Annotated in this window: 19 protein-coding genes; 11 read left to right on the forward strand and 8 right to left on the reverse strand. The window is 68.5% G+C overall.

The annotated features are described in order from the left end of the window. Nucleotides 1–27: 27 nt before the first annotated feature. From J8M51_RS07460 to J8M51_RS07490, 7 genes are all read left to right on the forward strand, one after another. Entirely contained in the window at nt 28–1,662 is a 1,635-nt protein-coding gene (locus J8M51_RS07460; protein ID WP_256964981.1) for an ABC transporter substrate-binding protein, read from the forward strand. 12 nt (nt 1,663–1,674) lie between these two features. After that, nucleotides 1,675–2,670, forward strand: coding sequence for an ABC transporter permease (locus tag J8M51_RS07465; protein ID WP_086756801.1), 996 nt, complete (start codon nt 1,675–1,677; stop codon nt 2,668–2,670). A gap of 3 nt (nt 2,671–2,673) precedes the next feature. Then, on the forward strand, nt 2,674–3,528 hold the full coding sequence (locus tag J8M51_RS07470; RefSeq protein WP_256964978.1) for an ABC transporter permease: 855 nt from the start codon (nt 2,674–2,676) through the stop codon (nt 3,526–3,528). Beyond that, the gene (locus tag J8M51_RS07475; RefSeq protein WP_086756799.1) at nt 3,525–4,520 is read left to right on the forward strand and encodes an ABC transporter ATP-binding protein; all 996 of its coding nucleotides are present in this window, start codon (nt 3,525–3,527) and stop codon (nt 4,518–4,520) included. The genes J8M51_RS07470 and J8M51_RS07475 overlap by 4 nt, the downstream gene beginning before the upstream one ends. After that, nucleotides 4,517–5,329, forward strand: coding sequence for an ABC transporter ATP-binding protein (locus J8M51_RS07480; protein WP_086756798.1), 813 nt, complete (start codon nt 4,517–4,519; stop codon nt 5,327–5,329). Before J8M51_RS07475 ends, J8M51_RS07480 begins: the two co-directional genes overlap by 4 nt. Nucleotides 5,330–5,402: 73 nt before the next feature. Next, nucleotides 5,403–5,879 (forward strand): hotdog family protein, encoded by a 477-nt coding sequence (locus tag J8M51_RS07485; RefSeq protein WP_086756796.1) that lies wholly within the window; start codon nt 5,403–5,405, stop codon nt 5,877–5,879. 24 nt (nt 5,880–5,903) lie between these two features. Beyond that, a complete protein-coding gene (locus J8M51_RS07490) occupies nt 5,904–7,466 on the forward strand; it encodes a class I adenylate-forming enzyme family protein (protein WP_086756795.1) in 1,563 nt (520 codons plus the stop codon). 62 nt (nt 7,467–7,528) lie between these two features. Here the strand turns inward: J8M51_RS07490 and J8M51_RS07495 are convergent, their stop codons facing one another. After that, a complete protein-coding gene (locus J8M51_RS07495; RefSeq protein ID WP_086756808.1) occupies nt 7,529–8,107 on the reverse strand; it encodes a TetR/AcrR family transcriptional regulator in 579 nt (192 codons plus the stop codon). A gap of 303 nt (nt 8,108–8,410) precedes the next feature. Here J8M51_RS07495 and J8M51_RS07500 point away from each other — a divergent pair, with 303 nt between their 5' ends. Next, nucleotides 8,411–8,566 carry a hypothetical protein gene (locus J8M51_RS07500; protein WP_218781451.1) on the forward strand — a complete coding sequence of 52 codons (156 nt, stop codon included), beginning with the start codon at nt 8,411–8,413 and terminating at the stop codon, nt 8,564–8,566. Between the two features lie 316 nt (nt 8,567–8,882). After that, nucleotides 8,883–9,881 carry a DUF4158 domain-containing protein gene (locus tag J8M51_RS07505; RefSeq protein ID WP_179203154.1) on the forward strand — a complete coding sequence of 333 codons (999 nt, stop codon included), beginning with the start codon at nt 8,883–8,885 and terminating at the stop codon, nt 9,879–9,881. Nucleotides 9,882–10,434: 553 nt separating this feature from the next. Here J8M51_RS07505 and J8M51_RS07510 read toward each other — a convergent pair. Beyond that, nucleotides 10,435–10,635 carry a hypothetical protein gene (locus J8M51_RS07510; protein ID WP_179203151.1) on the reverse strand — a complete coding sequence of 67 codons (201 nt, stop codon included), beginning with the start codon at nt 10,633–10,635 and terminating at the stop codon, nt 10,435–10,437. A 21-nt stretch (nt 10,636–10,656) separates the two neighbouring features. Here J8M51_RS07510 and J8M51_RS07515 point away from each other — a divergent pair, with 21 nt between their 5' ends. Next, nucleotides 10,657–11,358 carry a DNA polymerase Y subunit UmuC family protein gene (locus J8M51_RS07515; RefSeq protein ID WP_267299047.1) on the forward strand — a complete coding sequence of 234 codons (702 nt, stop codon included), beginning with the start codon at nt 10,657–10,659 and terminating at the stop codon, nt 11,356–11,358. 243 nt (nt 11,359–11,601) lie between these two features. Here J8M51_RS07515 and J8M51_RS07520 read toward each other — a convergent pair whose 3' ends face one another. The 5 genes from J8M51_RS07520 to J8M51_RS07540 all read right to left on the reverse strand — a co-directional run bounded on the left by J8M51_RS07520 (nt 11,602) and on the right by J8M51_RS07540 (nt 20,175). Next, entirely contained in the window at nt 11,602–13,047 is a 1,446-nt protein-coding gene (locus tag J8M51_RS07520) for a family 43 glycosylhydrolase (RefSeq protein ID WP_086756792.1), read from the reverse strand. Nucleotides 13,048–13,133: 86 nt separating this feature from the next. Beyond that, a complete protein-coding gene (locus tag J8M51_RS07525) occupies nt 13,134–14,621 on the reverse strand; it encodes a family 43 glycosylhydrolase (protein WP_086756790.1) in 1,488 nt (495 codons plus the stop codon). 127 nt (nt 14,622–14,748) lie between these two features. Further along, the gene (locus J8M51_RS07530; RefSeq protein WP_256964970.1) at nt 14,749–16,143 is read right to left on the reverse strand and encodes a glycoside hydrolase family 43 protein; all 1,395 of its coding nucleotides are present in this window, start codon (nt 16,141–16,143) and stop codon (nt 14,749–14,751) included. Between the two features lie 131 nt (nt 16,144–16,274). Beyond that, a complete protein-coding gene (locus J8M51_RS07535; RefSeq protein WP_086756804.1) occupies nt 16,275–17,705 on the reverse strand; it encodes a glycoside hydrolase family 43 protein in 1,431 nt (476 codons plus the stop codon). 283 nt (nt 17,706–17,988) lie between these two features. Then, a complete protein-coding gene (locus tag J8M51_RS07540; RefSeq protein ID WP_086756787.1) occupies nt 17,989–20,175 on the reverse strand; it encodes an RICIN domain-containing protein in 2,187 nt (728 codons plus the stop codon). 343 nt (nt 20,176–20,518) lie between these two features. On the opposite strand from J8M51_RS07540, the gene J8M51_RS07545 reads away from it, so the two are divergent. Next, entirely contained in the window at nt 20,519–21,517 is a 999-nt protein-coding gene (locus tag J8M51_RS07545; RefSeq protein ID WP_267299048.1) for a LacI family DNA-binding transcriptional regulator, read from the forward strand. Between the two features lie 54 nt (nt 21,518–21,571). Here J8M51_RS07545 and J8M51_RS07550 read toward each other — a convergent pair whose 3' ends face one another. Then, entirely contained in the window at nt 21,572–23,926 is a 2,355-nt protein-coding gene (locus J8M51_RS07550; RefSeq protein ID WP_086756783.1) for a glycoside hydrolase family 3 N-terminal domain-containing protein, read from the reverse strand. Between the last annotated feature and the right edge of the window lie 32 nt (nt 23,927–23,958).

A 23,958-nucleotide genomic window follows, 5' to 3' on the forward strand; every position in this document is an offset into this window, starting at 1 on the left:
CGCGGGCAGCGATGGAAGGGTGCTCCGATGGCTTCACCAATGATCAGAAGGGCCGCGGTACTGAGCGTTCTCCTTGCCGCGACCACGCTCACCGCGTGTTCCGGCGGCAAGTCGGGTGAGGAGAAGGCGGTGTCCGCCGGCGACCTTGTCTCGTCCCTGCCCGCGGCCAAGGGGGGCGTCGGCCGGGTCACCTGGAACCTCACCGGGGGAGAACCCGACACGCTGGATCCGGCCAACGCGGTGACGACACAGAGCGGGCAGGTGGTCCGCAACCTCTGCGACTCCCTGCTCACCACGGACGCCAAGTTCAACCTCAAACCGAACCTGGCAACCTACGACCAGGTGTCGCCGACGCGGCTCGACCTCACGATTCGCTCGGGCGCCGAGTTCTGGGACGGCACCGCCGTCACCGCGCAGGACGCCGCCTACAGTCTGCGCCGGGCGGCCGACCCGTCGAAGATCACCAGCTACCTGTTCGCGAACGTCTCCTCCGTCAAGGCGACGGCCGCCGACAAGGTCACGGTCACCTTCAAGCAGCCCGACGAGATGTTCACCAGCGAGCTGGCCAACCTGGCGGTCCTGAAGAAGGCGTTCGCCGAGAAGGCCGGCGAAAAGCTCGGCACACCGGAGGGTGGCCTGATGTGCAGCGGGCCGTTCAAGCTCGACGGATGGAGCAGCGGTGACAGCATCACGATGAGCCGCAACGACGCGTACTGGAACAAGGACCGGCGCCCGTTCGCGAAGACGGTCAAGTTCACGTTCATCACCGACGCCACCGCGCTCGCGCAGGCGTTGAACGCCGGCGAGGTCGACGGCGCCTACGAGTTGTCCGCCTCCTCGGTGCCGGTCCTGCAGAAGTCGAAGAAGGGACGACTCACCTTCGGTCCGTCCCCCCAGTCGATGAACATCTACGTGGCTCGCCCGGACGGTGTGATGGCCGACGGCGACCTGCGTGCCGCACTGCAGAGGATGATCGACCGCGAGGCCCTCGCGAAGGTGATCTACCACGGTGCCGCCACCCCGATGTACACGATGACGGCACCGGCGTCGTGGCCCAACGATCAGCGCCCGGTGTACGAGAAGGCGTACAAGACCTTCCAGACCTCGCGGTCGTACGACATGGCCGCGGCGAAGAAGCTCGTCAAGGGGTCCTCCTACAAGGGACAGGAGATCGTCCTGGCCATCGCGGCCGGCGACGACGCACAGTCACGCACCGCGCAGCTCCTGCAACAGCAGGGCCGGGAGGCCGGACTGAAGATCAGGATCCAGAGCATGCAGCCGCTGGTCTACTCCCAGGCCGGCTACGACGCCTCCAAGAGGCAGGGCGTCGACCTGTATCTGTCCTCGAACTTCAGCTCCGTCCCCGATCCGCTGGAGACGATCGGCTTCCTCTACCTGCCCAAGCAGGTCTACAACTACGTCGGCTACGACGATCCCCAGGTCACCAAGCTGTTCACCGAGGCGCGCAGCACCTTCGACGGCGCGCGCAGAGCCGTGACGATCGTCGACATGCAGAAGCTGTACGAGAAGGCGAACACGGTGATCCCTCTGGTCTCCACGAACACCACGACGTTCCTCAACAGCCGGCTGACCGGGGCGGTCACGTCGTTCGCCTACTGGTCGATGCCGCAGATGGCCTATGTCGGCGCCGCAGGCAAGTAGAAGGGCGACGCCATGTCCATGACCTCGTCCGCGGCCGGTGTTCCGCCTCGGCTGCGCGCCTCCTGGCGCCACCCCGCGCTGACCCTCGTGACGACCTGTGTCATCGGCCCGGTCGCCACCGTCCTCGGCGCTTCCTTCATCCTGTTCGCCGTCCTGGCCCTGACGCCCGGAGACCCGGTCGCCCAACTGCTGGGACCGCACGCCTCGGACTCCGCACGCGAGGCGATGCGGGTCCGGCTCGGGCTGGGCGACCCGCTGCCGGAACGCTACTGGCACTGGCTGACCGGGGCCCTGCACGGGGATCTCGGCACGTCACTGACCTACCGGCAGCCGGTCTCTGACCTGCTCGCGCCCCGGCTGCTCACCACGCTGCTGCTCGTGGGCATGTCCGCGGTGCTCATCCTCGTCGCGGGCCTGATCCTCGGCGGGATCAGCGGCACGAGCCCGCGGTGGCGCCCGCTGGTCAACGCCCTGTCCGGGCTGGGCATCGCGGTCCCGGCCTTTGTCGCCGCCACCATCCTGATCGGCGTCTTCGCGGTGAACCTCGGATGGTTTCCCACCGGGGGCGCGGGCAGTGGCTTCGTCGACCGGCTGTGGCACCTGACCCTCCCCGCGGTCGCCCTGTCGATCGGGTTCGCCGCCTACGTGACCCAGCTGACCTCCGCCGCGATCGCCGAGGAGGCCGGAGCCGAACACGTGCTCACCGGCCGCGGCAGGGGGCTGCCCCGCTCCTGGATCTTCCGGCGGCACATCCTGCGCAACGCCGCGCTGCCGATCCTGACCGCGTCCGGACTGACCGTGGCCGGACTGGTGGCCGGCTCGGTGGTGGTGGAGCCCGCCTTCGGCATCGACGGCGTCGGCTCACTGCTGATCAAGAGCGTCTCCGCCAAGGACTACCCGGTGGTGACCGCGGTCAGCGTGCTGATCGTCACGGTCTTCGTCGTCGTCACCACGCTGCTCGACGCGGGTCAGAACCTGCTCGATCCGCGACTGAGGAAAGGACGTTAGCCGATGGCCACGCTCGCAACCTCCCTCCGTCTGCGGAAAGCCGAGCGCGGGCGTTTCGGCGACCCGCTGCTGCTCGCTTCGGCGGCGCTGGCCGTCGGCATCGCGGTCGTCGCGGTGGCCGGCCCCTGGATCGCGCCCTACGACCCGGCGGCCACCGACGTCCTCGCCGCGAGTCAGGGACCGAGTGGCGCGCATCTCTTCGGGACCGACTCGCTGGGCCGTGACATCTTCTCCCGCGCGCTCACCGGAGCCCGGCTGAGCTTCGCCGGACCGGGCATCATCGTGCTGGGGAGCGCCGGCCTCGGCACGCTGCTGGCGGTCGCGGCGGCCTGGCACGGCGGATGGGTCGACCGACTGCTCAACCGGACCCTGAGCATGCTGTTCGCCATCCCCGGCGTGCTCGTGGCCGTCATCGCATCGGCCGTCTTCGGGGCTGGTTTCTGGGCACCCGTCCTGGCCCTGACCATCGTCTACACCCCGTACGTGGCCCGTGTGGTGCGCAGCGTCGCGGTGCGGCAACGGCAGTTGCCCTACGTCGAGGCGCTGCAGCTGGCCGGCTTGTCGACGTGGCGGATCTGCGGGCGGCACCTGCTGCCCAACGTGGCGCCGATCGTGCTGGCACAGGCGACGATCGGCTTCGGATCCGCGCTGGTGGACTTCGGCGCCGTGTCCTTCCTGGGTCTTGGCGTCCAGCCGCCGGAGGCGGAATGGGGGCTGATGGTGGCCGACGGCCGGTCCGAAGTGCTGGACGGCGCCGTGCAGCAGAGCCTCGCGGCGGGCCTGTGCATCGTGGTCTCCGTGGTGGCTTTCAACGTGCTGGGCGAGCGCCTCACCCAGCGGTTCGGAGGAAGTCGATGAGCGCCGCACCGCTGCTGGAGATGCGTGGCGTCGGGGTCACGGCCGGGGACCGCCGCCACCGGCGGACGCTGGTCCGCGATGTCGACCTGACCGTGGCGGCCGGCGAGTCCGTCGGGCTGGTCGGCGAGTCCGGCTCGGGCAAGTCGATGCTGGTCAAGGCCGCGATGCGGCTGCTTCCACGGCACGCCGCCGCGTCGGGGCGCATCGACTTCGAGGGACGTCCGGTGCTCGGGTTCCCACGCCGCGAGCTCGCCGCCTACCGGTCCCGTGACGTCGCCCTCATCCACCAGGACCCGCGCGCCCACACCAACCCGCTGCGTACCATCGGCGACTTCCTCACCGAGGGCGTCGTGACCAGCAGGCTGCTCAGCCCCCGTGAAGCGAGGGAACGTGCCTGCGTGACGATGGCGAGCATGGGCATCGACGACCCCGAGCACCGCCTGACCCAGTATCCGCACCAGCTGTCCGGAGGACTGCTCCAGCGCATGATGATCGTGATGGCCCTGCTGCATTCTCCCAAGCTGGTCTTCGCGGACGAACCCACCACGGCTCTGGACATGACCGTCCAGTCCGAGGTGATGGCCATCCTCCAGGAGCAGATCCGCGAGCGGAACCTCGGCCTGCTGTTCATCACCCACGACCTGGACCTCGCAGCCGCCGTGACGGACTCCCTGGCCGTCCTGTACGCGGGGACGATCGTCGAGCGGGGCGCCACTGCGGACGTCTACGCCCGCCCCCTACACCCCTACACCGCCGGCCTGCTCGCCTGCCGCCCCAGCGCGACGGCGGTGACCCGGCTCAAGCCGATCCCCGGACGACCGGTCTCGGCGTACGAGGCGGGCCCCGGCTGCCCGTTCGCCGCACGGTGTCGCTTCGCCACCGACGAATGCCGTACGACCCCGCCACAACTGCGCACTGTGGAGGACCGGTTGGTCGCCTGCCACCGCGTAGAACAGATCCGCGCCGAACTACCCCAGGTGGTGCATTCATGACCTCGGCACCCACCATGGCCCGGGACGCCGGTCCCGCCCTCGTCGTGGAACGGCTCCGCAAGGAGTTCCCGGCCCGTTCTCGGGGCGGCAGGACGGTCGTCGCGGTCGACGACGTCAGCTTCACACTCGAACGCGGCGGTTCCCTGGCCGTCGTGGGAGAGTCCGGCTCGGGCAAGACGACCACCGCACGCATCGTCGCCGGGCTGGAGCAGCCCACCGGTGGAACCGTCACCGTCGCAGGGAACCCACCCGGCGGGAAGCGCGCCGCCCGTACGGTGCAGATGGTCTTCCAGGACCCCTTCGCCTCGCTGGACCCACGCCAGCGCATCGGCGCCGGCCTCGCGGAGCTGCTGCGGGCATGCTTCGGGCTCGGCCGCGCCGCCGCCCGTGAACGGGTCGGCCGGCTGCTCACCGACGTCGGACTCGACGAACAGCACGCGGCGCGGCTCCCGCGCGACCTGTCCGGTGGGCAGCGACAGCGCGTGGCCATCGCCCGGGCACTGGCCCTCGAACCCGAGGTCCTCATCCTCGACGAAGCCGTCGCCGCACTCGACGTCAGCGTGCAGGCACAGGTGCTGAACCTGCTGTCCGACATCCGCGAGCGAACCCCGGTCTCGTTCCTCTTCGTCTCGCACGACCTCGCGGTGGTCCGCCAGGTGACCGACCACTGCCTGGTCATGCACCACGGCCGCGTCGTAGAGCAGGGCCCCACTGCCGACGTGCTGGACCACCCACAGGACTCCTACACACAGGAGCTGCTGGACGCGGTGCCCAAGCCTGGCTGGCAGCCCCGGCGCCGACGCGCCTGACCCGACATCCGTCCCGCCGCGACGCGGACGCACACCCTCATTATGAAGCACTTGATATACAAAGGAGCCGACAGTGGGCATCCTCTCCACCGACGGGGCGACGACGCTGAGCGTCTCGCACCCCTCCGAGGCGCCGACGTTGCTGGACCGGACGTTCGTCACGCCCTGGTTCGTCGTGGACGACGACCGCACGGAGCTGTTCGAGAAGGCGTCCTACCACGACGAGTATCCCCACACATATGAAGGGGAGGATGGCTATGGCGACGGTCTGGTGGAGGGCTTCCACCTGCTCAGCCTGCTCGACGTCCTGTGCAACCACTCCCTGTGGTCGGAAGGCCCCTGGATCGCCTGGAACTACGGACTCGACAACGTCCGCTTCATCTCGGTCATCCGCACCACCGACCCCTTCCGTGTCCACGGCCACGTCCGCGAGGTGATCGACCGCGCAGAGCAGGGACACCTCGTCGTGACCGACCTGCGCGCCGAGGTCAAGGGCCGGGAGCGACCCGGATTCGTCGCGACGCAACGCGCCCTGTGGGCCACTGCCTGAACCCCGTAGAGAGGCCCGACCGACGTGGACCTGACCCCGCACCAGCGGTACCTGATCGACAAGACCATCCCCGAGGCACTCGAATTCGCCGCACTGCAGTGGCCGGACAACCCGGCCCTCACCCACATCGAGGGCGGCGGCCCCACGCTGACCTGGGCCGAGCTGCGCGAGCAGACAGGCCGGGTGCGTACGGGTCTCGAACACCTCGGTGTCGCGCCGGGCGACAAGGTCGGCATCATGCTGCGCAACCAGGTGGAGTTCCCGTTGGCCTGGCTCGCCGTCGTCGAGGCCGGTGCCGTCGCCGTACCGATGAACCCGAAGTACACCCCTCGGGAGATCGACTTCGTCCTGGGCGACGCGGGCGCCCGCTGGCTCGTCGCAACGGACGACATCGTCACCGGCACACTCGCCGACGACCGCATCGGCCCCGTGCCGAGCGGCCGGATCGTCGCGGTCGGCGACCCGGTCGCGAACGTGCACCACTTCGCCGAACTGACCACCCGGACGCCGACCCCACGCACCCACCGGGCGAGGCGCGACGACGTGGTCAACATCCAGTTCACCTCCGGCACGACCGGACTGCCCAAGGGGTGCCTGCTCACCCACGCCTACTGGATCGAACTCGGCGTCCACGGCGCCGCCGTCGGCGCCGGACCTCAGCGCATCCTCGCCGACCACCCCTTCTACTACATGCAGAACCAGGCCTATCTCGTCATGGCGCTGACCGTGGGCGGGGGCCTGTATGTGACCGCGGGGCTGAGCCGGCGCAAGTTCATGGGCTGGCTCGTGGAGCACCGGATCGACATGGCCTGGATCGACGAGGGCCTGCTCGACCTGCCCGAGAGCGAGGCGGACCGGAAGCTGGCGCTGAAAAAGGCTCCGGTGTCGGCTCTGCCGCCCTCCTTGCACGAGTCCCTGGAACGCCGCTTCGGTCTGCGGGCACGCGAGTTCTACGCCAGCACTGAGGTCGGCAACGGCACCTACGTCCCTTACGAGCGCACCGACACGGTCGGCACCGGCTCCATGGGCTGGTGCTTCCCCAACCGCGAGTCGAAGGTCATCGACGCGGACGGCAACGAGGTCGAACCCGGCCGCTCCGGTGAACTGTGCCTGCGTGGCAGCGCCATGATGCTCGGCTACCACAACCGACCGGACACCAACGCCGAACTCTTCCTGCCCGGCGGCTGGTTCCGCACCGGCGACATCGTCCGCAAGGACACGGACGGCCAGCACTACTACGAGGGCCGCATTCGCGACGTGATCCGACGCAGCGGTGAGAACATCGCCGCAGCGGAGGTCGAACTGCAGATCATGGCCCTGCCCGAGGTCGACGAGGTCGGCGTCATACCGGTCCCAGACCGACAGCGTGACGAAGAGGTCAAAGCGGTCGTCGTGCTCAAGCCCGGTGCGCGCCTCACTGCCCAGGAGATCGAGGCGTGGTGCCTTGAGGGCCTCGCCCGTTTCAAGGTGCCTCGCTACATCGAGTTCCGCGACAGGCTGCCGCACACTTCCAGCGGCAAGATCGCGAAGGCGGAGCTCAGGGCGGAACCGCACAGCGACCGGGTCATAGACCTGCGCGCCTCCTGAAAGGAAGAGCGGATGGGCCTGCCGCGGCCAGCAGGCCCATCCGCTTCCGGCCGATCCTTCGTTCAGCTCCTGCGGAGCTCCGCGATGGACAGCAGAGCGACGAAACGCTCCAACGCGGCCAGTTGCCGCTCGGGCGTCCAGATCTCCGGATGCTCCACCACGGACAGCGCCATACCAGAAACCCAGACCCGCATCATGTCGACCGTGCCGTCCAGTTCGCCGGCCGGGACCAGCTCCTCGACCCCCCGCACCAGCACCGCCCGCATCGCCGGCTCCATGCGCTGCAGGTGCTGACGGATGACCGGCTCCGCACCCTGATGCGTCAGCAGCGCCACCCGCGCGCGCTCCTGCGACAGGCTCTCCTCGGTCACCGGCAGGAACCACTCCACCGCAGCCCTGAGCCGCTCATGGGGATCCGCCATCTCCTCCAGTTCGCCGAGGAAAGCGTCCGCGTCGTTCAACGCGTACTCCAGCACCGCGTTCAGCAGCGCTTCCCGATTGGCGAAGTAGTGCGTGATCAGGGTGATGGACCCGCCCATCCGCCCCGCGATCTTCCGCAACGTCAGCTCGGGCAACCCGCCCTCGCTCAACGCCTGCACGGATGCCACGACGATGTCGCGGACACGCTCCTCCGGATCCACATACCGCGGCACCGAGACCTCCCGCAAATCCACGCCCACGTTGTAGAACAGACACTACACATCCTGACCTGCGCGACTGACGTCGAGAGACGCAGAGGCAGCCCCCGCAGACCCCACAAGACGACGGCTTTTATATAGCAGTTGATACAATACTCCGAGGCTGACTACTTCAGCCGCGAGCTCGATTCCGCAGATCGCCTCCCGCGCTACTCGCACCCCGATGGCTTGTCGCGTGCGCTGAACCCCGCGCCTCCAGCGGAGGAAACCCTGCTGCGTCAGGGTGGCACAGCGGGCGGCGCCTCAATGCGCGCCGGACGCTGCCGACTCAGCAGCTGGCGCAGATCTCTCTCCCCTCGCTCCTGGCCCCTGCCGCTCGTCCTGGAGCGGTTCCACGAGGCGTTGCCGAAGGTCGAGATCCGTACCCGGCGGATCGACACGCACGGCCGGGCCGGGCTTTAGGACCGCGCCCTCGACTGAGCGATCGTCCGCCAGACGGCCCCGGTCTGCGGCACCACGGCGACCCCACTCTTCGTCGACCGGTTCGTGGCGGCCCTCCCCTGGAGGCCAGCCGGAATACGCCGGAAACGTGCCGTAGGCCGTCTGCTGTGGTGATCTGAAGCTCGCTGGCCCACCGGCGGATCACCCGTTCGTGGGTTCTTCTGATGATTCGCGGTGTGGTGCCTGGGGCTTCTTTCCTGGTCATGTGCTTGTGGTGTCTGTGATCGACTCGGCTGCGTGCGCTTCGTATGAGTGAGCGGCCGGGATCATGCGGCGCATGGCTTCGGTGGAGCGTACCGCGTATCCGCGGTTCAAGCGCACGATCTCCTCTCGCGAGTTGCAGGAGGCGTTCACCCCCGGCACCGCCGAGGCGGCGTGGGCGCGAGGCAAGGCGCGCTCGCCGGAGCATCTGCTGGCGCTGGTGGTGCTGCTGAAGAGCTACCAGAAGCTGGGCTATTCCCCGGATCTGGGCGAGGTGCCGGAGTTGGTGGTCGGGCATGTGCGCGATCTGCTGGAGCAGGATGAGAGCGTGTCGCCGCGGCACGATTCGGTGCGTACGGCTGCGCGGCAGCGGGACTTCATCCGTGAACGGATCGGCGTGGCCTACGACGTGGAGAAGGCCCGGGAGGTCGCCGCAGTGGCGATTAGGGAGGCCGTGCAGACCAAAGACAACCAGGCCGACCTGATCAACGTGGCGCTGGAGAAGCTGGTCAAGGCGAGGATGGAGCTGCCCGGCTACAGCACGCTGGACGAGATGGCCTCGGCGATCAGGACCGAGGCGAAAGAGGACTTCTTCGCAGCGATCGTGTCGCGGATGGACGAGGTCGACCGCGCCGGGTTGCTGGGACTGCTGCGGGTGCCTGCGGGCGGTCGCAGCAGGTTCGACGAGCTGAAGCGCCCGGCGAAGGCGCCGACGGTCTCCCACCTGCGCGAGCACCTTGCCCACCTGGACAGGCTGGAAGCGCTGGGGGCGACGGCGACATGGCTTCAGTGGGTTCCGCCGGGGAAGGTGGAGCACTTCTCTGGGCAGGCGAAGGTGCTGGACGCCGCTGAGATGTCCAAGGTCGGCATGGTGAAGCGGTGTGCGCTGCTGGCGAGTCACCTAGTTTGGCAGACGCTCTATGACTTGGATGATCCCGCAAACAAATGGTGCATTGAACCGCTTCCACAGCGCGCGGAAAAACAGGCGGACTCGAATTCGATGGACATTAGCAAGCTGAAGGATGATTTCAACGCACTTCTTGCCAAGATGAGAAAGGCGAACCTGTTAGAATAGGCGGAGGCGCGGACGGAACTGATATCGGGGATGCCGCATCTCATCGAATCCGGCAGTGGGTCAGCTGAGCGTGGTGAACGTTGACGACACAGCGGGCCGGTGGCGCTTCGAAGGCGGCGAGTGTTCCAGGATGACTCCCGTGTCGCCAACGCCACGCCAACCATGGGAGCACACAGGGCGTCGTGACGGTATGACATCGTGCAGGGAACGCATGAGCGGCGGTTCTGCTTTCCGGACCTTCCGCACCTGTTGGCTCGTCAGGGTGGTGCCGCAGTAAATGCCGGATTTACTGCGGCAGGGCCTCTACCGTGATCACCACGACCTGCGGCGGGGTGTTCCGGCCACCGGGATGAGGTGTACGCATTTACTGCGGCAGCGCTGAGTGGGGCGGGGCGGGCGTGACGATCGAACCCAGTGACCGAACTCGGGGCCGGGGGCTGCTTCGGTTGCCGCGGGCCCGGGTGGTGCCGCTGTCCGCCCCGCCGGCGTCGTACACCGCGGCGGTCGAGCGGTATCTCACCGGCGCGGGCATCGCGAATTCCTCTGCGCGGATCTACCGGATCTCGCTGACGACGTGGGGGTGGATGCTCACCGGCGAACCCGCGCCGACCTGACCCGCCCGCCGGGGCGCGAAGCCGCCCGTCTTCTTCGTCGCGGCGATCGACGAACCGGCGCCGCCGGAGGTGCTGGCCGAACTGGCGGCGGCGCGGGCGGACGAGATGGACGCCGACACCGTCAACCGCGAGCTGTCCATCGCGCGCAAGGCGATCGGCTGGTGGCAGCGCCAGGGCTGGATCGAAGGCGATCCCACGATCGGCATCAGCGGCGGCCGGCGCCGCCGGACCGCACCAAGGCCCTGGCGGAGAATCAGATCGCTGCCCTGTGGCGCCTGGACGTCTCACTGCGGGAGAAGACGTTCTGGAAGATGCTCTACGAGTCCGCCGCACGGGCCGACGAGGTGCTGTGCCTGAACGTGGAAGACCTGTACCCGCAAGACAAGCGCGGCAAAATCACCGCCAAGGGCGGCGCGACCGAGTGGATCCACTGGCAGTCCGGCACTGCCCAGCTCCTGCCCCGTCTGATCGCCGGCCGCACCCACGGGCCGCTGTTCCTGACCGGTCGCAAGGCCCCGGCCGGGACCGCGACGCTAAACGTGTGCGAGGAGACCAGCCGGGCCCGGCTCTCCTACCGCCGGGCGGAGGAGATCTTCGAGGAGTCCACCCGGCTGCTGGCGAACCCGCTCGCCCGGCCCGAGGACGTCGAGGACCTGGAGGGATGGGGCGTATTCCGGCTGCCCTCCTCCCCTCGGGCCACCCGGCGGCGGACGACGTCGGTCCGCTGGATCTGGCGGACCTCGCGGGCGACGCCCGGGTGTGTGGCTGCACTGCCACATCCGGCCCGACGACTACGACGCCATGGCAACCAAGCCGGGCCGCCGGCTTCAGCCCCGCCCCGGCCCACTGGGCACGGTCGATGACCTCGCCGACCGCCATGGCCGAGTGCGGGCTCGGCGTCACCGTCGTACCCGCCGCCGTGTCCGGGGCGCGGTGGGCCGTCAGGTTCGGAACCCTCCGTCACGGAACGGCGACCATCGAGCTCAGCGCTATGACCAGGTCTGGTCAAGCGCCTTACAGCACTCGCGACGCGCCTCACGGCGGCGCGAAGCCCCACGTGACGGGAGGGCGTCGACCGCACCGTGGTGTCGCGAGCGGTGAGCTTGCTACTCCGCGTAGTAGGTGGCGTCCTGCCGGTCGAGTGTCGTGCTGACCGGTTGGACGTGGAGCAGGTTGTTGTAGTGGCGGATGTAACGGCCGGGAAAGTTGTACGACTCGAAGGAGATGCCGTCGGCGGAGTCGGCCAGGCCGGCGCGCTGGGTGAAGGAGGCATCACTCCTGAAGACGGCCGTGCCGTCGTTCTTCTCGACCCAGACCTCGAAGTTCTTGTGGCGCAGGTAGTAGCCGGGGAAGTTGGCCGACTCGAGGGATACCGTGCCGGTGCCGGCGAGGCCGGGGACGACGCGGAACTGGGAGTCGGCGAGGTTGGTGACGTTCGCCTGGGTCTTGGCCCTGAACCCTTCGTGCCGGATGTAGCGGTCGGGGAAGGTGTACGAGGAGAAGCGGACGGGGGTGACGCCGTCGGCCACCGGGATGCCGAAGTTGGGCGTGCCGTCGGTGTTCCAGTAGATCTTCTGGAAGCGGGTGCGTCGGTTGGGGTCGTTGAGCGGGTCGCCGCTGATGTCCTTGTAGCTGCGGTCGTGGTAGACGAGGATGTCCGACTTGCCGTCCTCGGAGACGGTGAAGGAGTTGTGGCCGGGGCCGTACTGGCTGGTGGCGTCGTTGCTCTTGAACACCGGCTCGGTGTTCTTGGTCCAGGACCCGGGATCCGTCAGGTCGGCGGTGGCGTTGGCGGTCAGCATGCCGAGGCAGTAGTTGGCGTCGGTGGCGCTGGCCGAGTAGGTGACGAAGACCTTGCCGTTCTTCTGCAGGACGGCCGGGCCTTCGTTGACGTCGAACCCCTGCTTCTCCCAGGCGAACTCAGGGGTTGACAGTCGTACTTGCTCTCCGGTGATCGTCCAAGGGTTGGGCATCTTCGCCAGGTAGATGCCGCCGGGGCCGGAGGGGTTGGACTGCGCCCAGACGAAGTAGCGGGTGCCGTTGTTGACGAAGGTCGTGTGGTCCAGGGACCAGGAGTCCCAGTTGGTGGTGATGCGGCCCTTCTCGGTCCAGGGGCCGGTCAGCGGGTTCGCGGCGCTGGACTCCAGCGCGTACATCCGGATCCTCCACTTGTCGCCTGCGGAGCCGGCGGAGAAGTAGACGTACCACTTGCCGTCGATGAAGTGGATCTCCGGGGCCCAGATGTGAGCGCCCATCTCACCGCTGGCGTGCTTGGTCCAGATGGTGGTCTCGGGGGCGGTGGCGAGGCCCTGGAGGGTGGTGGCCCGGCGCATCACGATCCTGTCGTACGCCGGAACCGTCGCGGTGAAGTAGTAGAAGCCGTCGGTGTGCTTGAAGACGTGCGGATCGGCGCGCTGGAGCGCGATCGGGTTGGTGAAGTTCGCGGCCGAGGAGGCCGACGCGGCAGCGCGGGCGGGCGCACTGGTAGTGGCGAAGACGACCAGTGCGATGGCCCCCGCGGTCAGCGCGCGGCGGCTGATGGGGCGGGTCATGGGGCGGTTCTCCTGGGGGTCAGGCGTGGAGGGGGGGAAGACGTGGCGGCTGCCAGGGGGCAGTGGCAGCCGCCACTCGGGATTGCTCAGGCGACGGGCCTGAGCTGCCACTGCTGGCAGTCGTTGTTCAGCCAGGTCCACTGGCGTACGTCGGCGCCGTCGGTGGTGGAGCAGTTGGCGACGTCGGCGACCTTGCCGGTGGCCTCGTTGACGATCCGGACGTAGTCACCGTTGGCCGTGTACACGAGCCGGAACTTCTGGCAGTTGTTGTTCAGCCAGGACCACTGCCGGATGTCGGCGCCGTCGGCGGAGCCGCAGTTCGCGATGTCCATGACCTTGCCGGTGGCGACGTTCACCAGCCGGCTGGTGTCGTTGCCCTGGTCCTCGACGCGCCACTTCTGGTTGGCGCCCGTATGGCAGGCCCACTGCTGGATGTTGGTGCCGTCGGCGGGGTCACTGTTCGCGACGTCCAGGCACTTACCGCTGTGGCGGTTCACCACTTGGTAGGAGGTCGGGGTGAGTGCCGTCTCCCCGGAGGGGCCGGGCAGGGTGGTGCCGAGGGCGACCGGGGTGCCGAAGTTCGGGGTGCCGTCGGCGTTCCAGGTGAACTTCTGGGCCCGGGTGGTGCGGTCGTTGCCACAGCCTCCGTTGGTGGTGTCGTTGGCGTGGTAGACGATCCAGTTCTCGGTGCCGTCGGGGGAGGCGAAGAACCCGTTGTGGCCGGGTCCGTAGACGCCCACCGCGTCATCGCGCTGGAAGACGGGGGTCTGCTTCTTCGTCCAGGAGGAGGTGAGGAGCGGGTCACTGCCGGTGAGCTCCAGCTGGCCCAGTTTGTAGTCCGGGGTGGAGCAGAAGCTCGCGGAGAAGGTGAGGAATGTCCGACCGTCGTGGTAGAGGGGTTCGGGACCCTCGTTGACCGGGGTGCGCGATCTCTCCCAGCTCAGGGTGGGGCTGGAGATGATGCTGAAGGTCTGGCTGCTGAGTGTGTACGGGTTGCTCATCGGCGCGATGACCAGGCTCTGCGTACTGCTGTTGATGAAGCCGCTGCCCACCAGGTACAGCTTGTCGTCGTGCTTGAGCACGCTGGCGTCGATGAGCCAGCCACCGGTCGACAGGTTGGAGCCGGTGAGCATGTTCTTGTACGTGTACGGACCCATGGGGTCTGTACCGGCGCTTTCCAGGACATGGGTGCGCTGGGAGTCGCAACAGGCGACTCCGGCTGGGCCGGCGGAGTAGTAGAGGTACCAGTGACTGTCGAAGAAATGCAGCTCCGGCGCCCAGATGTTGTTGTTGCGGGCCGGGTTGGTGTCGCTCCAGACCTGGACGCTGGCGGCGGTGGAGAGACCGGCCAGAGTGGGCGACTTCCGCATGGTCAGGACGCCGGTGAAGGTCGTGGTGATCAGGTAGTAGTTGCCGTTGTAGTACTCCAGCCAGGGGTCGGCGCCCTTCTGCGACTTGACCGGGTTGGTGAACGGCCGGCCGTCGGCACCGGCGGCGGGCTGTGTGGTGACCAGTGAAGCGAACAGGGTCAGCAGAGCTGCCCCGAGTACGAACCAGTGACGGGTGCGGAACACGGAAAGGCCCCTTCAGCAGCGCGTTCGAGAATCCGAACATCGTGCGTAACGTCGGACAGAGGTGGGCGGAGCGCCCGCCTACCCGGTCGACCGCGGTACGGCGGGCTCGCCCGGTGAATCAGCTGAGTCAGTAGACGGCTTTGAAGGTGGCGTCCGCCCGGCCGGCCGCGGTCGAGATCTCGTCGAGCCGCAGCACGAAGGACGAGTGCCGGAGGTAGCGCGTCGGGAAGCCGGCCGAGCGGAACGACGACCAGGTTCCGTCGGCGAGGCCGGCGACACGGGTGAACGTGGCGTCTGTGGCGAAGCCCGACGTTCCGTCGTTGCGGACGACCTTGATCTCGAAGTTGTCCTGTCTCAGGTAGTAGCCGGGGAAGTTGACCGACTCGAACGACACTCCGTTCGGGTCGGACAGCCCGGGCCGCAGCCGCCACTGCGCGTCCTGGTAGGGGTCGAAGGGCATCTCGCTGATGCGACCGACGAAGCTCGCGTGCCGGACGTAGTGGCCGGGGAAGTTGTAGGACTTCAGCAGGTTCCAGCTCGTGCCGCCGTACCGGGCGAGGAGCCGGTCGCGGTCGGCCGCGGTGATCGGCTGGATGGTGTTGTGCTTCCCGTTCAGCGGCGCGGTGTAGGACTGGCGGCCCACCTTGGTCCACGTCCCCGACACCAGGTCGCCCTGCCACAGGTCGAACTTCGCGTTGGGGCAGAAGGTGTCACCCCACAGCGACCAGGTGGACGAGGTGAGGGACTTCACCAGCGTGGGGGCCTCGGTGCACCGGTTCTCGGCGACGCCCTCGGTGTACTTGGTGAAGCTGCCCGGTTCCACCGACGTCGACCGCGCGCCGGCCAGGCGGCCCGTCGCGTTGCTCTTGTAGTAGAGGTAGTTGGATCCGTTGACGCCGGTGACGACGTGGGAGTCGAGGATGTCGGACCCCGTGTCGTAGAACACCACGGGGTCGGTGGCGGTGACGAAGTCGGTCGTGTAGGCGGCGGCGATCACCGAGTGCGATGAGCCCTGCGGGACAGTGGTGAACGTGATGCCGTAGGCGCTGCGGACCGGGTCCCAGTGGATGGCCGGGGCCCAGCTGTAGGAGTTCGCGTTGGTGGCGTTGACCTTGAGCAGCCGGTCCGCCGACCAGTTCACCAGGTCCGGCGAGGTCCAGACGTGGATGTTCGGGTTGGCCTTCGTGAAGCTGCCGCCGACGGCGATGTCGGTCGCCAGCGCGACCCAGCTGCCGTCCCGCAGCCGGTACAGGAACGGGTCGCGGATGCCCTTGGTGCCCGCGGTCGGGGTGAGGATCGCGTTGTTGTCGTTGAGTGGCGTCCACTCCCGGCCGTCGTCGCTGACGGCGAGATGCAGGGCGTTGACGTTGCCCGCTCCGCTGATCGACTCCTTGAAGTAGCCCATCACGTAGGCGGAATCGGCATCCGCCGCTTCGGCCGTCTGCGCGGGTGCGACCACACCCGCGACGATCGCGATCAGGGCGACCAGGAACGTCCGTCTTCGGATCAATCGTGCCAACATGCTCTCCCTCTTCCTCTCGGTGAGAGGCCGGGCGGGCGGCACACGCCACCCGCCCGGCAGCGGCGGACCTCGGTGAAGAAGACGACACCGAGGGAACGACCTGCCGGGCCGGCGCCGGCTTCCCTGTCGGGTCAGCTCGTGACGCGGAAGGTGGCGTCGTTGCGTGCGGTGGCGGTGGTGATGGGGTCGAGCTTCAGTTCGAAGGCGTAGTGGCGGATGTAGCGATCGGGGTGGTTGTACGACTGGAACGACGACCAGGAGGAGTCGGCGAGTCCGGCGACCTGCCGGAAGGTGGCGTCGGCGGCGAACTGGGTGCTGCCGTCGTTGTAGACCAGCTGGAAGTCGAAGTTGACGTGGCGCAGGAAGTATCCGGGGAAGTTGACCGACTCGAAGGAGACGGTTCCGGACCCGGCCAGGCCGGGCCGCGGCCGGAACTGGGCGTCCTGGCTGGTGATGTTCTGGTCGATGCGGACGTCGAAGTTGGTGTGCCGCACGTAGCGGTCCTGGAAGTTGAACGACTGGAGCCGCTTGGGGGCGACGTTGGCGTAGCGCGCCTGCACCCGGCTCTCCTCGGCGGCCGTCAGGGTCAGGATCTCACCGTGCCGCTTCTTCGTCCCGCCCATGCTGTAGCTTCCCGACGCCGGAAGGCGGTAACTGCTCGACGTGGACGGGTTGGTGGTCAGGACCGGCATGTAACCGCGGCTGGTGGCGTACTGGTCGAGGTAGAGGGCCCACTCGTTGCGGTCACGGAACTTCATCCACATCGGGCCCTCGACCTGGGCGCCGGTGAGGCCGATGCCGGAAAGGTTGCCGATGGTGGTCCAGGTTCCCAGGATCGAGTTGCTGCCCTCGAGGGTGATCTGGCCGTCGCCGGAGGCACGCACGTAGCGGTACTGACCGACGCCGGCCGGCTGCTCGATGATCTGGGTGTCGATGATGCCCTGGGTGCCGGGGCGGTCGATGTAGAGCTGCGGGGTCGTGATGGTGTGGAAGTCGGAGGTGCGGGCGTAGTAGATGCGGTGCTTCAGCACGCCGCCCAGGGTGGCGTTGGTCGCCCAGTACAGGACGTAGTCGTTGGTTTCCTCGTCCCAGATCGCTTCCGGCGCCCACGCGTTGCGCCCGTCGGGGATTGCGCCGGCGACGTTCAGCAGCCAGGGCTGCGACCAGGTGACCAGGTCGCTCGACTCCCACACCACCAGGTTGCGGCTGCCGTTGGACGTGGAGTCCCCCCACGACTGGCCGCAGCCGATGCACAGGTCGGTCGCGATGATCCAGTACTTGCTCCCGTCGGGAGAACGGACCAGGGCGGGGTCACGCACCCCGCGCGTGCCCACCGTGGAGCGCAGGACCATGCCCCCGCCGTTGAGGTCGTTCCAGTTCAGGCCGTCCGTGCTGTGTGAGAAGTAGATCTGCTGCCCCGTCGACCCCTCCCCGATGAAGTGGGCCATCAGATAGCCCGGATCGGCGGCGGCGGCCCGCTGGGGCGTGGTCAGGACCTGGGCGGTGAAGAGCAGGCAGGCGGCGACCAGTATCGCCGTCAGCCGGGCTCGAAGCGCTGACATGTACATATCCTGTCTTTCTGGGGGCCACGATCAGGTGAAAGTGGAGTCGAGGGGGAAGCTCACGGTCACTACGCCGCTGGAGGGATCTGTTGCTGCGTGACGCGGGACGCGGCGCTGCCGAGGAACCGCCGAACGGCCGGATCGTCTGTGCGTGATCGGGACCGTAGACACCTCCGGCACGGGGAGGGGCACCCCGTGCCGGCCATAGGCGGGCGTCGACTCGCCGTGGCCAGGAGTTGTCCTCAGGGCCGACCCGCTCGATGTGTCCGCGCGCCGGTGGTGACTAGCCTCGGCTCCACTTCTGGGTGGCGTTTCCGAGAGCCGTCCACAGCTGGACCGGCGATCCGTTGGCCTTCGCTGAGTTCTTCACATCGATCGCGAGGCCGTTGGAGCGGTTGATGACGGAGCCGTCCATGCGGAACGACCACTTCTGGCTGGACTTGCCGTTGCAGGTCCAGAGGATCAGCTTGGTACCGGCGGTGGTGCCGTCGCCGGCCGCGGCCAGGCAGCTGCCCGCGACGCGGAGTTCACCCGCGGCGGTCTGCGTGATGGTCTGGTTCTGGTTCCCGGAGCAGTCCCAGATCTGTACCTGCACACCTGTCTGTCCGTTGGGCACGTCGAGGCAGCGACCCGAGTTGGCGCCCTTCAGCGTGAAGGGGTTCGCCGGTGCCGGGTCCTGGACGAGCTGCCACTCCTGTGCGTCGTCCGCCGCGGGGTCCGTGGCGGCGTTGATCGACGCCTGCAGGGTGACGGGGCCGCTCTGGGTGGCGCCCGTCATGAAGAGGCTCGTGTTACGGAACGATCGGATCTTGTAGTAGCCGTCGGTCGAGGGGGCGAGGGTCCACTGCTTGTCGGTGGCTCCGTCGTCGACCCACTGGGCCAGGTGCTGCCCTGCTGTCGCGCTGCCGGTCCAAACGGCGACCGAGCGGCCACCGGCCTTGTTGAGCAGGGAGACGTTGCCGCTCTTCTCCGTCAGGTGCCAGCGCTGCGTGTCGTCCGCGGCATCCTTGTTGCGCAGGACGAGGTCGGGCGCGTTCCCGGTGAGGTTCGCGTCCTGCGTCTTTCCGGCATCGGGGCTGAGGACCTGCCCGGTCGCGCGGTTGACGAGGGTGCTGTAGGTGCCGGCGGACCGGCCGAGGTCGACCTCGGCGTATTTCACCGGTCCGACGCTGCCGCCCGCCCACGCGGCCTGGAGGATCAGGACGCGTCCCGTGCCGTCCACGTACTGGAGGTTGCGGCTGTACCCGGCGGCGATCGGGGTCTGGTACTCCTTCCAGGTGCCGTCGCTGCGGCCGGACTCGTTCACCCAGACGTTCTTGTCACCGGCGGCGTTCATCACGATCCGTCCGTCCGGCAGGGGCTGGAGCACCGGGCTGCCGCCGGTCGGCAGCGTGCGCCCACCGGCCGGCACGGGCAGCTCGCTGATCGGGTGGTCGGCGGCCTCGTAGAACTTCAGCGGATCGTCCGCGATCCTGTAGCGCACGTCCGGGCCGCCGACGAAGTACTCGTAGGTCATGAGCCACTTGCCGTCAGTGGTCGGTGCCAGCGTCGTCATGCCGGGGCGCTTGCCGCCGATCTGCGTCTTGCCGTTGCCCCGGCTGACCGTGGTACCCGCCATGTCGACGACCGGCTGGCTCCAGGACGTGCTGCGGCCGTCCCAGGTCTTGTGCGCGAGGATCTGGCCGTCCGAGTCCGGCGCGGTGTCGTTGTCCGGGTCGAGGACCGGTATGCCGGTGGTGGCGTCGTAGCTGAGGTAGTCGTTCTCGTCGGAGTAGTAGGCGACGAGTTTGCCGTTGCGGGCGATCAGGTACGGCTCCCAGACCGGGTCCTGCTGCGCGTTGCTGTTGGCGCTCGAGTCGGTCCCGCCCTGCCAACTGCCGGTGGCGATGATGTTCTCGACCCTCCAGGTCGCACCCTGGTCGGTGCTGGCGTACAGCGCGATCGCCACGTCCTCGCGGTCGCCGTTACCGGTCGGCACCCAGTTGGGGTCGGCGGCCTTCTTCTCCTTGTAGTAGTAGTCGTCCCCCGAGACCACGCTCGCGAGAAGCAGTGTGCCGGCGCGGAGGTCTCCCACGTCCTGCGGGAGCACATAGAAGTATGGGTTCGTCCAGTTACTGGTGTACTTGGCATATTCCGGGTCGCTGGACAGTTCGGAGGGCGGCTTCACATCGGTCAGCTTCTGCCAGGTCGTGCCGTCGTCGTCGCTCTTGTAGACGGGCAGCGTCTGCCCCACCGGAGCGCCCTGACTGTTCTCGAACGACGCCACGATCCGGCCGCCCGGCAACTGGGCCGACTTCGGGTAGAGGACACAGGGCCTCTTGTTGCACGTCGCGGAATTGTCCGCCACATACAGATTCGACGAACTCGGCTGATATGCCGACGCACTCGTCACGGAGGCAAGGGCGACTGCCATGCCGACGCAGCCGGCCGTCGCTGCCGCAAAAGCCTTCCGTACCAAGGGTCTTGTCATTGCAGGTCCTCTGAGCTCATGGCGGTGGCGGGTGAATAACCTGATGCCTGTGTCATCGGAGTATCAGGAAGCGGAGCCCTGATGTCACCGGCGCGTTTCCGAAAGAGTTTCGTAGCCCGGTCCTCCTCGGGTATTGACGGCGGCGACCGGGGCCCACGGCCACGTGACCGGTGGTTTTTGTCGTCCGTGCAGTGCTCTTGCCGCCGCCTGCCGAGCCCCGTTACTTTGCAGCGGAGTTTTGGCAGATACGCGGCGCGGTCCGGCACATCGGTGTTCGGCTAACAGAACGGGCATCGAGGAAGTGACACATCGAGGTCGGGACCGACAAGAAGCGCAGTACGGTTTGCTGACGAACATCGCCGCCGAAGCGGGAGTCTCGCTCAGTACCGTGTCCAAGGTGGTGCACCGACGTCGGGACGTCGGCGCGGCGACGCGCGCCAGAGTCGAGGAGCTACTGGACCGCTACAGCTACGCCCGCCCGTGGGAGCGGGACCCCTCCACGCCCCGGCAGATCATCGCGGTGTTCCGAGACCTGTCGGGCCCGTACACCTTGGAAGTGGCGCGCGGGATCGTGGACGCGGCCGGTGAGTTGGACATCAACGTGGTCACGGGGACCACGGGCCGCCGGTCCATTTCCGGATGGCTCGAGGAGTGCGTGGCGCTCGGTGCGGCCGGGATGGTCATCGTGATCTCGATGCTGGCCGAAGAGGACCAGCGCCGGATCGTCGAGCAGCGGATCCCCGTGGTGCTGATCGACCCGCTTAGCGCGCCGACGCAGGACATTCCCAGCATCGGCGTGACGAACTGGAGCGGCGCCCGGGAGGCCGTGCAACACCTGCTGGACCTCGGGCATACCCGGATCGGCATGGTCGCGGGCCGCTCGCATTCCCTGGCCGGGGCGGCACGCGTGCACGGCTACCGGGCCGCCCTGGAGGAAGCCGCCCTGGCCTACGACCCCGCGATCGTCCGCTCGACCGACTTCGACTACGACGAAGCGCTCGCCGCCAGCCTGCAGATCCTGCGGGCCGACGACCCGCCCACGGCCGTCTTCGCGGCCAGCGACGCACAGGCGCTCGGCGTGCTGGAGGCCGCTCGCCAGCAGGGACTGGGCGTGCCGGACGACCTGGCGGTGATGTCCTTCGACGACACCCTGGTGGCGGCCATGGCCTGCCCGCCGCTGAGCGCCGTACGGCAGCCGTTCGAGGAGCTGGGGCGCGAGGCGACGCGGATCCTCCTGGAACTCGCCCAGGGCCGGCCGCCCGCGTCCCCGCGCATCGAGCTCGCCACGGAGCTCGTGCTACGGACGTCGACGAAGGCTCGCACTCCGGCGGTTTCCGGGTAACGCGATCCGGCCGGCGGCGCATGCTGCCGGCCCCTTCGTCCGCCTCCCGCCGGCTCACTCCCGCTCGACGGACACGGGAACCGTGTGATGCCGCAGGACCGTCGCGTCCCGCTCCACGCCGACCAGTTGCAGGACCTCCCGCGCCGGTGTGTCCAGGCTGGAGGAGCCCGCGTGGAGGACGATCTCGCCGGGTTCGACGACGCGTCGGCCGTCCAAGCCGGTGAAGGCCAGGCGGTCGGTGTGGACGTGGAAACAGATGGTCGCCTGCTCGCCGGGAGCGAGGGTGACCTTGGCGAAGCCGAGCAGGAAGCGCACCGGTCGGGTCACCTGCGCGACCGGGTCGACGGCGTACAGCTGGACCGTTTCGGCGCCCGCCACCGCTCCCGTGTTGCGTACCCGCGCGCTGACCGTGAACTCGCCGTCCGTGGGCACCTGGTCGCGGTCGACGGTCATGAGGTCGGTCTCAAATGTGGTGTACGACAGTCCGTGGCCGAACGGGAAGGCGGGGGTGGGGTCGAGGTTGGACAGGAAGCTCTGCCGGTCGCCGAGCGGCGGGTGGAGGTAGGTGTACGGCTGCCCGCCCGGCGAGGCGGGGATCTGCACGGGGAGCTTTCCGCTGAAGTTGGCGCGCCCGGAGAGGAGTTGGGCCAGCGCCCGGCCGCCCTCCTCCCCTGGCAGGAAGACCTGCACCAGGGCCGCGGCGGCGGGCGCGAACCGGCCCATGGCATAGGGCCTGCCGCTGCTGACGACCACCACGACCGGCTTCCCGGTCTCCAGGAGCGCCTCGACCAGTTCCTCCTGGACGCCCGGCAGTCGCAGGTCCTCCACGTCGCAGCCCTCGCCCGAGGTGCCGATGCCGAACATGCCCGCCTTGTCGCCGACGACGAGGACGGTCAGGTCGGCCGCCGCGCAGGCCGCCACCGCGGCCGGGATGCCGGAGCGGTCCTCGTCGCGGATCGGGCAGCCCTGCTCGAACTCCCAATGAACGGAAGGGATTTCCTCGGCGAGGGCGGTACGCAGGGAGGCCGCCTCGACGCCGTCGCCGAGGTCGTCGCGGTCTGCGAGGACGTGGTTGGGGAAGCTGTAGCAGCCGAACATCGTGCGCACGTCGTCGGCGCACGGGCCGATCAATGCGATCCGGCCGACGTACGGGAGAGGCAGGGCCCCGTCGTTCGACAGCAGAACGGCGCTCGACTGTGCCACGGCGTAGGCAAGCCCACGGTTCTCTGGCTTGTCGAGGTCCAGTTCCCCCGCGCGCAGAGCGGGGGGCCGTGGGTCCCAGCCGGGATCCAGCAGTCCGAGTTCGATCTTCTGCCGCAGCACCCGGCGCACCGCGCGGTCGACCCGGTCTTCGTCCACCAGCCCCTGTTGTACGGCGTGGACGAGGGCGTCGCCGAAGCCGCGCTGGTCGGGCAGTTCCACGTCCATGCCGGCGCTCAGCGCGAGCGCGCCGGCGTCGCGCAGGTCGGCGGCCACCCGGTGGGCGCTCACCAGGAAGGGCAGGGACCAGTAGTCGGAGACGACGGTCCCCTCGAACCCCCACGCCTCACGCAGGACGTCGGTCAGCAGCCACCGGCTGGCGGCGGGCGCCTCGCCGTCGATCTCGGCGTACGAGTTCATCACCGAGCCGACGCCGGCGGCGACGAGCCGTTCGAAGGGCGGCAGGATGACGTCGAACAGTTCGCGGCGGCCAGCGTGCACGGGGGCGTGGTTGCGGCCGCCCATGGACGCGGAGTACCCGGCGAAGTGCTTGAGGGTGGCGTACACACCGGCGCTCTGCAACCCGGTGACGTACGCCTCGGCCACCTCACCCACCAGGTACGGGTCCTCGCCGTAGGTCTCCTCGCAGCGACCCCAGCGGTAGTCGCGGATCACGTCGACGACCGGGGCAAGCCCCTGGTGAACGCCGGCCTCGGCCATGTCGGCGCCGATCGCCTCGCCGACTCGGCGGATCAGTTCGGGGTCGAAGGTGGCGGCCATCGCCAGCGAAGTGGGGTAGATGGTGGCGCCGTAGGCGGTGAAGCCGGTCAGGCACTCGTCGTGCGCCATGGCCGGGATACCGAACCTGCTCTGTGCCACCACCTGCCGCTGGTGCTCGGCCAGGAGGCGGGCGTGCTCCAGAGCAGGGCGGGGCAGGGTCCCGTAGGGACGGGTGAGCTGTCCCAGACCGTGCCGGGCTGTTTCGTCGAGGTCACCGACGCGGCCGAAGTGGTTGCTGCCCGGGGCCACTTCCGGGCCGTCGGCCTCGATGTCCTCCCAGGTGCTGCTGAGCTGGGCGACCTTCTCGGGGAGGGTGAGCCTGGCGAGGAGGGCCTCGGCCCGGTCGGGTGCCGATCGGGCGAGATCGGCCCAAGGCCGGTCGTCCTGTTCCTGGGGGATGCCGCCGTGGTCCGGCATGGTGGTCGTCATTCACGACTCCTCGGGGATGGCCGATGCGCGAG

Origin of the sequence: Streptomyces griseiscabiei (assembly GCF_020010925.1) — a bacterium.
In the GTDB taxonomy this organism is placed as follows: Bacteria; Actinomycetota; Actinomycetes; order Streptomycetales; family Streptomycetaceae; genus Streptomyces; species Streptomyces griseiscabiei.

Bases quoted from the DNA above. Each gene is read 5' to 3' on its own strand.
- J8M51_RS07475 (WP_086756799.1), top strand. From the start codon at position 3,525: ATGAGCGCCGCACCGCTGCTGGAGATGCGTGGCGTCGGGGTCACGGCC.
- J8M51_RS07550 (WP_086756783.1), bottom strand. From the start codon at position 23,926: ATGACGACCACCATGCCGGACCACGGCGGCATCCCCCAGGAACAGGAC.
- J8M51_RS07530 (WP_256964970.1), bottom strand. From the start codon at position 16,143: ATGTTGGCACGATTGATCCGAAGACGGACGTTCCTGGTCGCCCTGATC.
- J8M51_RS07520 (WP_086756792.1), bottom strand. From the start codon at position 13,047: ATGACCCGCCCCATCAGCCGCCGCGCGCTGACCGCGGGGGCCATCGCA.
- J8M51_RS07500 (WP_218781451.1), top strand. From the start codon at position 8,411: ATGCGCGCCGGACGCTGCCGACTCAGCAGCTGGCGCAGATCTCTCTCC.
- J8M51_RS07540 (WP_086756787.1), bottom strand. From the start codon at position 20,175: ATGACAAGACCCTTGGTACGGAAGGCTTTTGCGGCAGCGACGGCCGGC.
- J8M51_RS07470 (WP_256964978.1), top strand. From the start codon at position 2,674: ATGGCCACGCTCGCAACCTCCCTCCGTCTGCGGAAAGCCGAGCGCGGG.
- J8M51_RS07465 (WP_086756801.1), top strand. From the start codon at position 1,675: ATGTCCATGACCTCGTCCGCGGCCGGTGTTCCGCCTCGGCTGCGCGCC.
- J8M51_RS07535 (WP_086756804.1), bottom strand. From the start codon at position 17,705: ATGTCAGCGCTTCGAGCCCGGCTGACGGCGATACTGGTCGCCGCCTGC.
- J8M51_RS07510 (WP_179203151.1), bottom strand. From the start codon at position 10,635: ATGGACAGCTCGCGGTTGACGGTGTCGGCGTCCATCTCGTCCGCCCGC.
- J8M51_RS07505 (WP_179203154.1), top strand. From the start codon at position 8,883: ATGGCTTCGGTGGAGCGTACCGCGTATCCGCGGTTCAAGCGCACGATC.
- J8M51_RS07460 (WP_256964981.1), top strand. From the start codon at position 28: ATGGCTTCACCAATGATCAGAAGGGCCGCGGTACTGAGCGTTCTCCTT.
- J8M51_RS07480 (WP_086756798.1), top strand. From the start codon at position 4,517: ATGACCTCGGCACCCACCATGGCCCGGGACGCCGGTCCCGCCCTCGTC.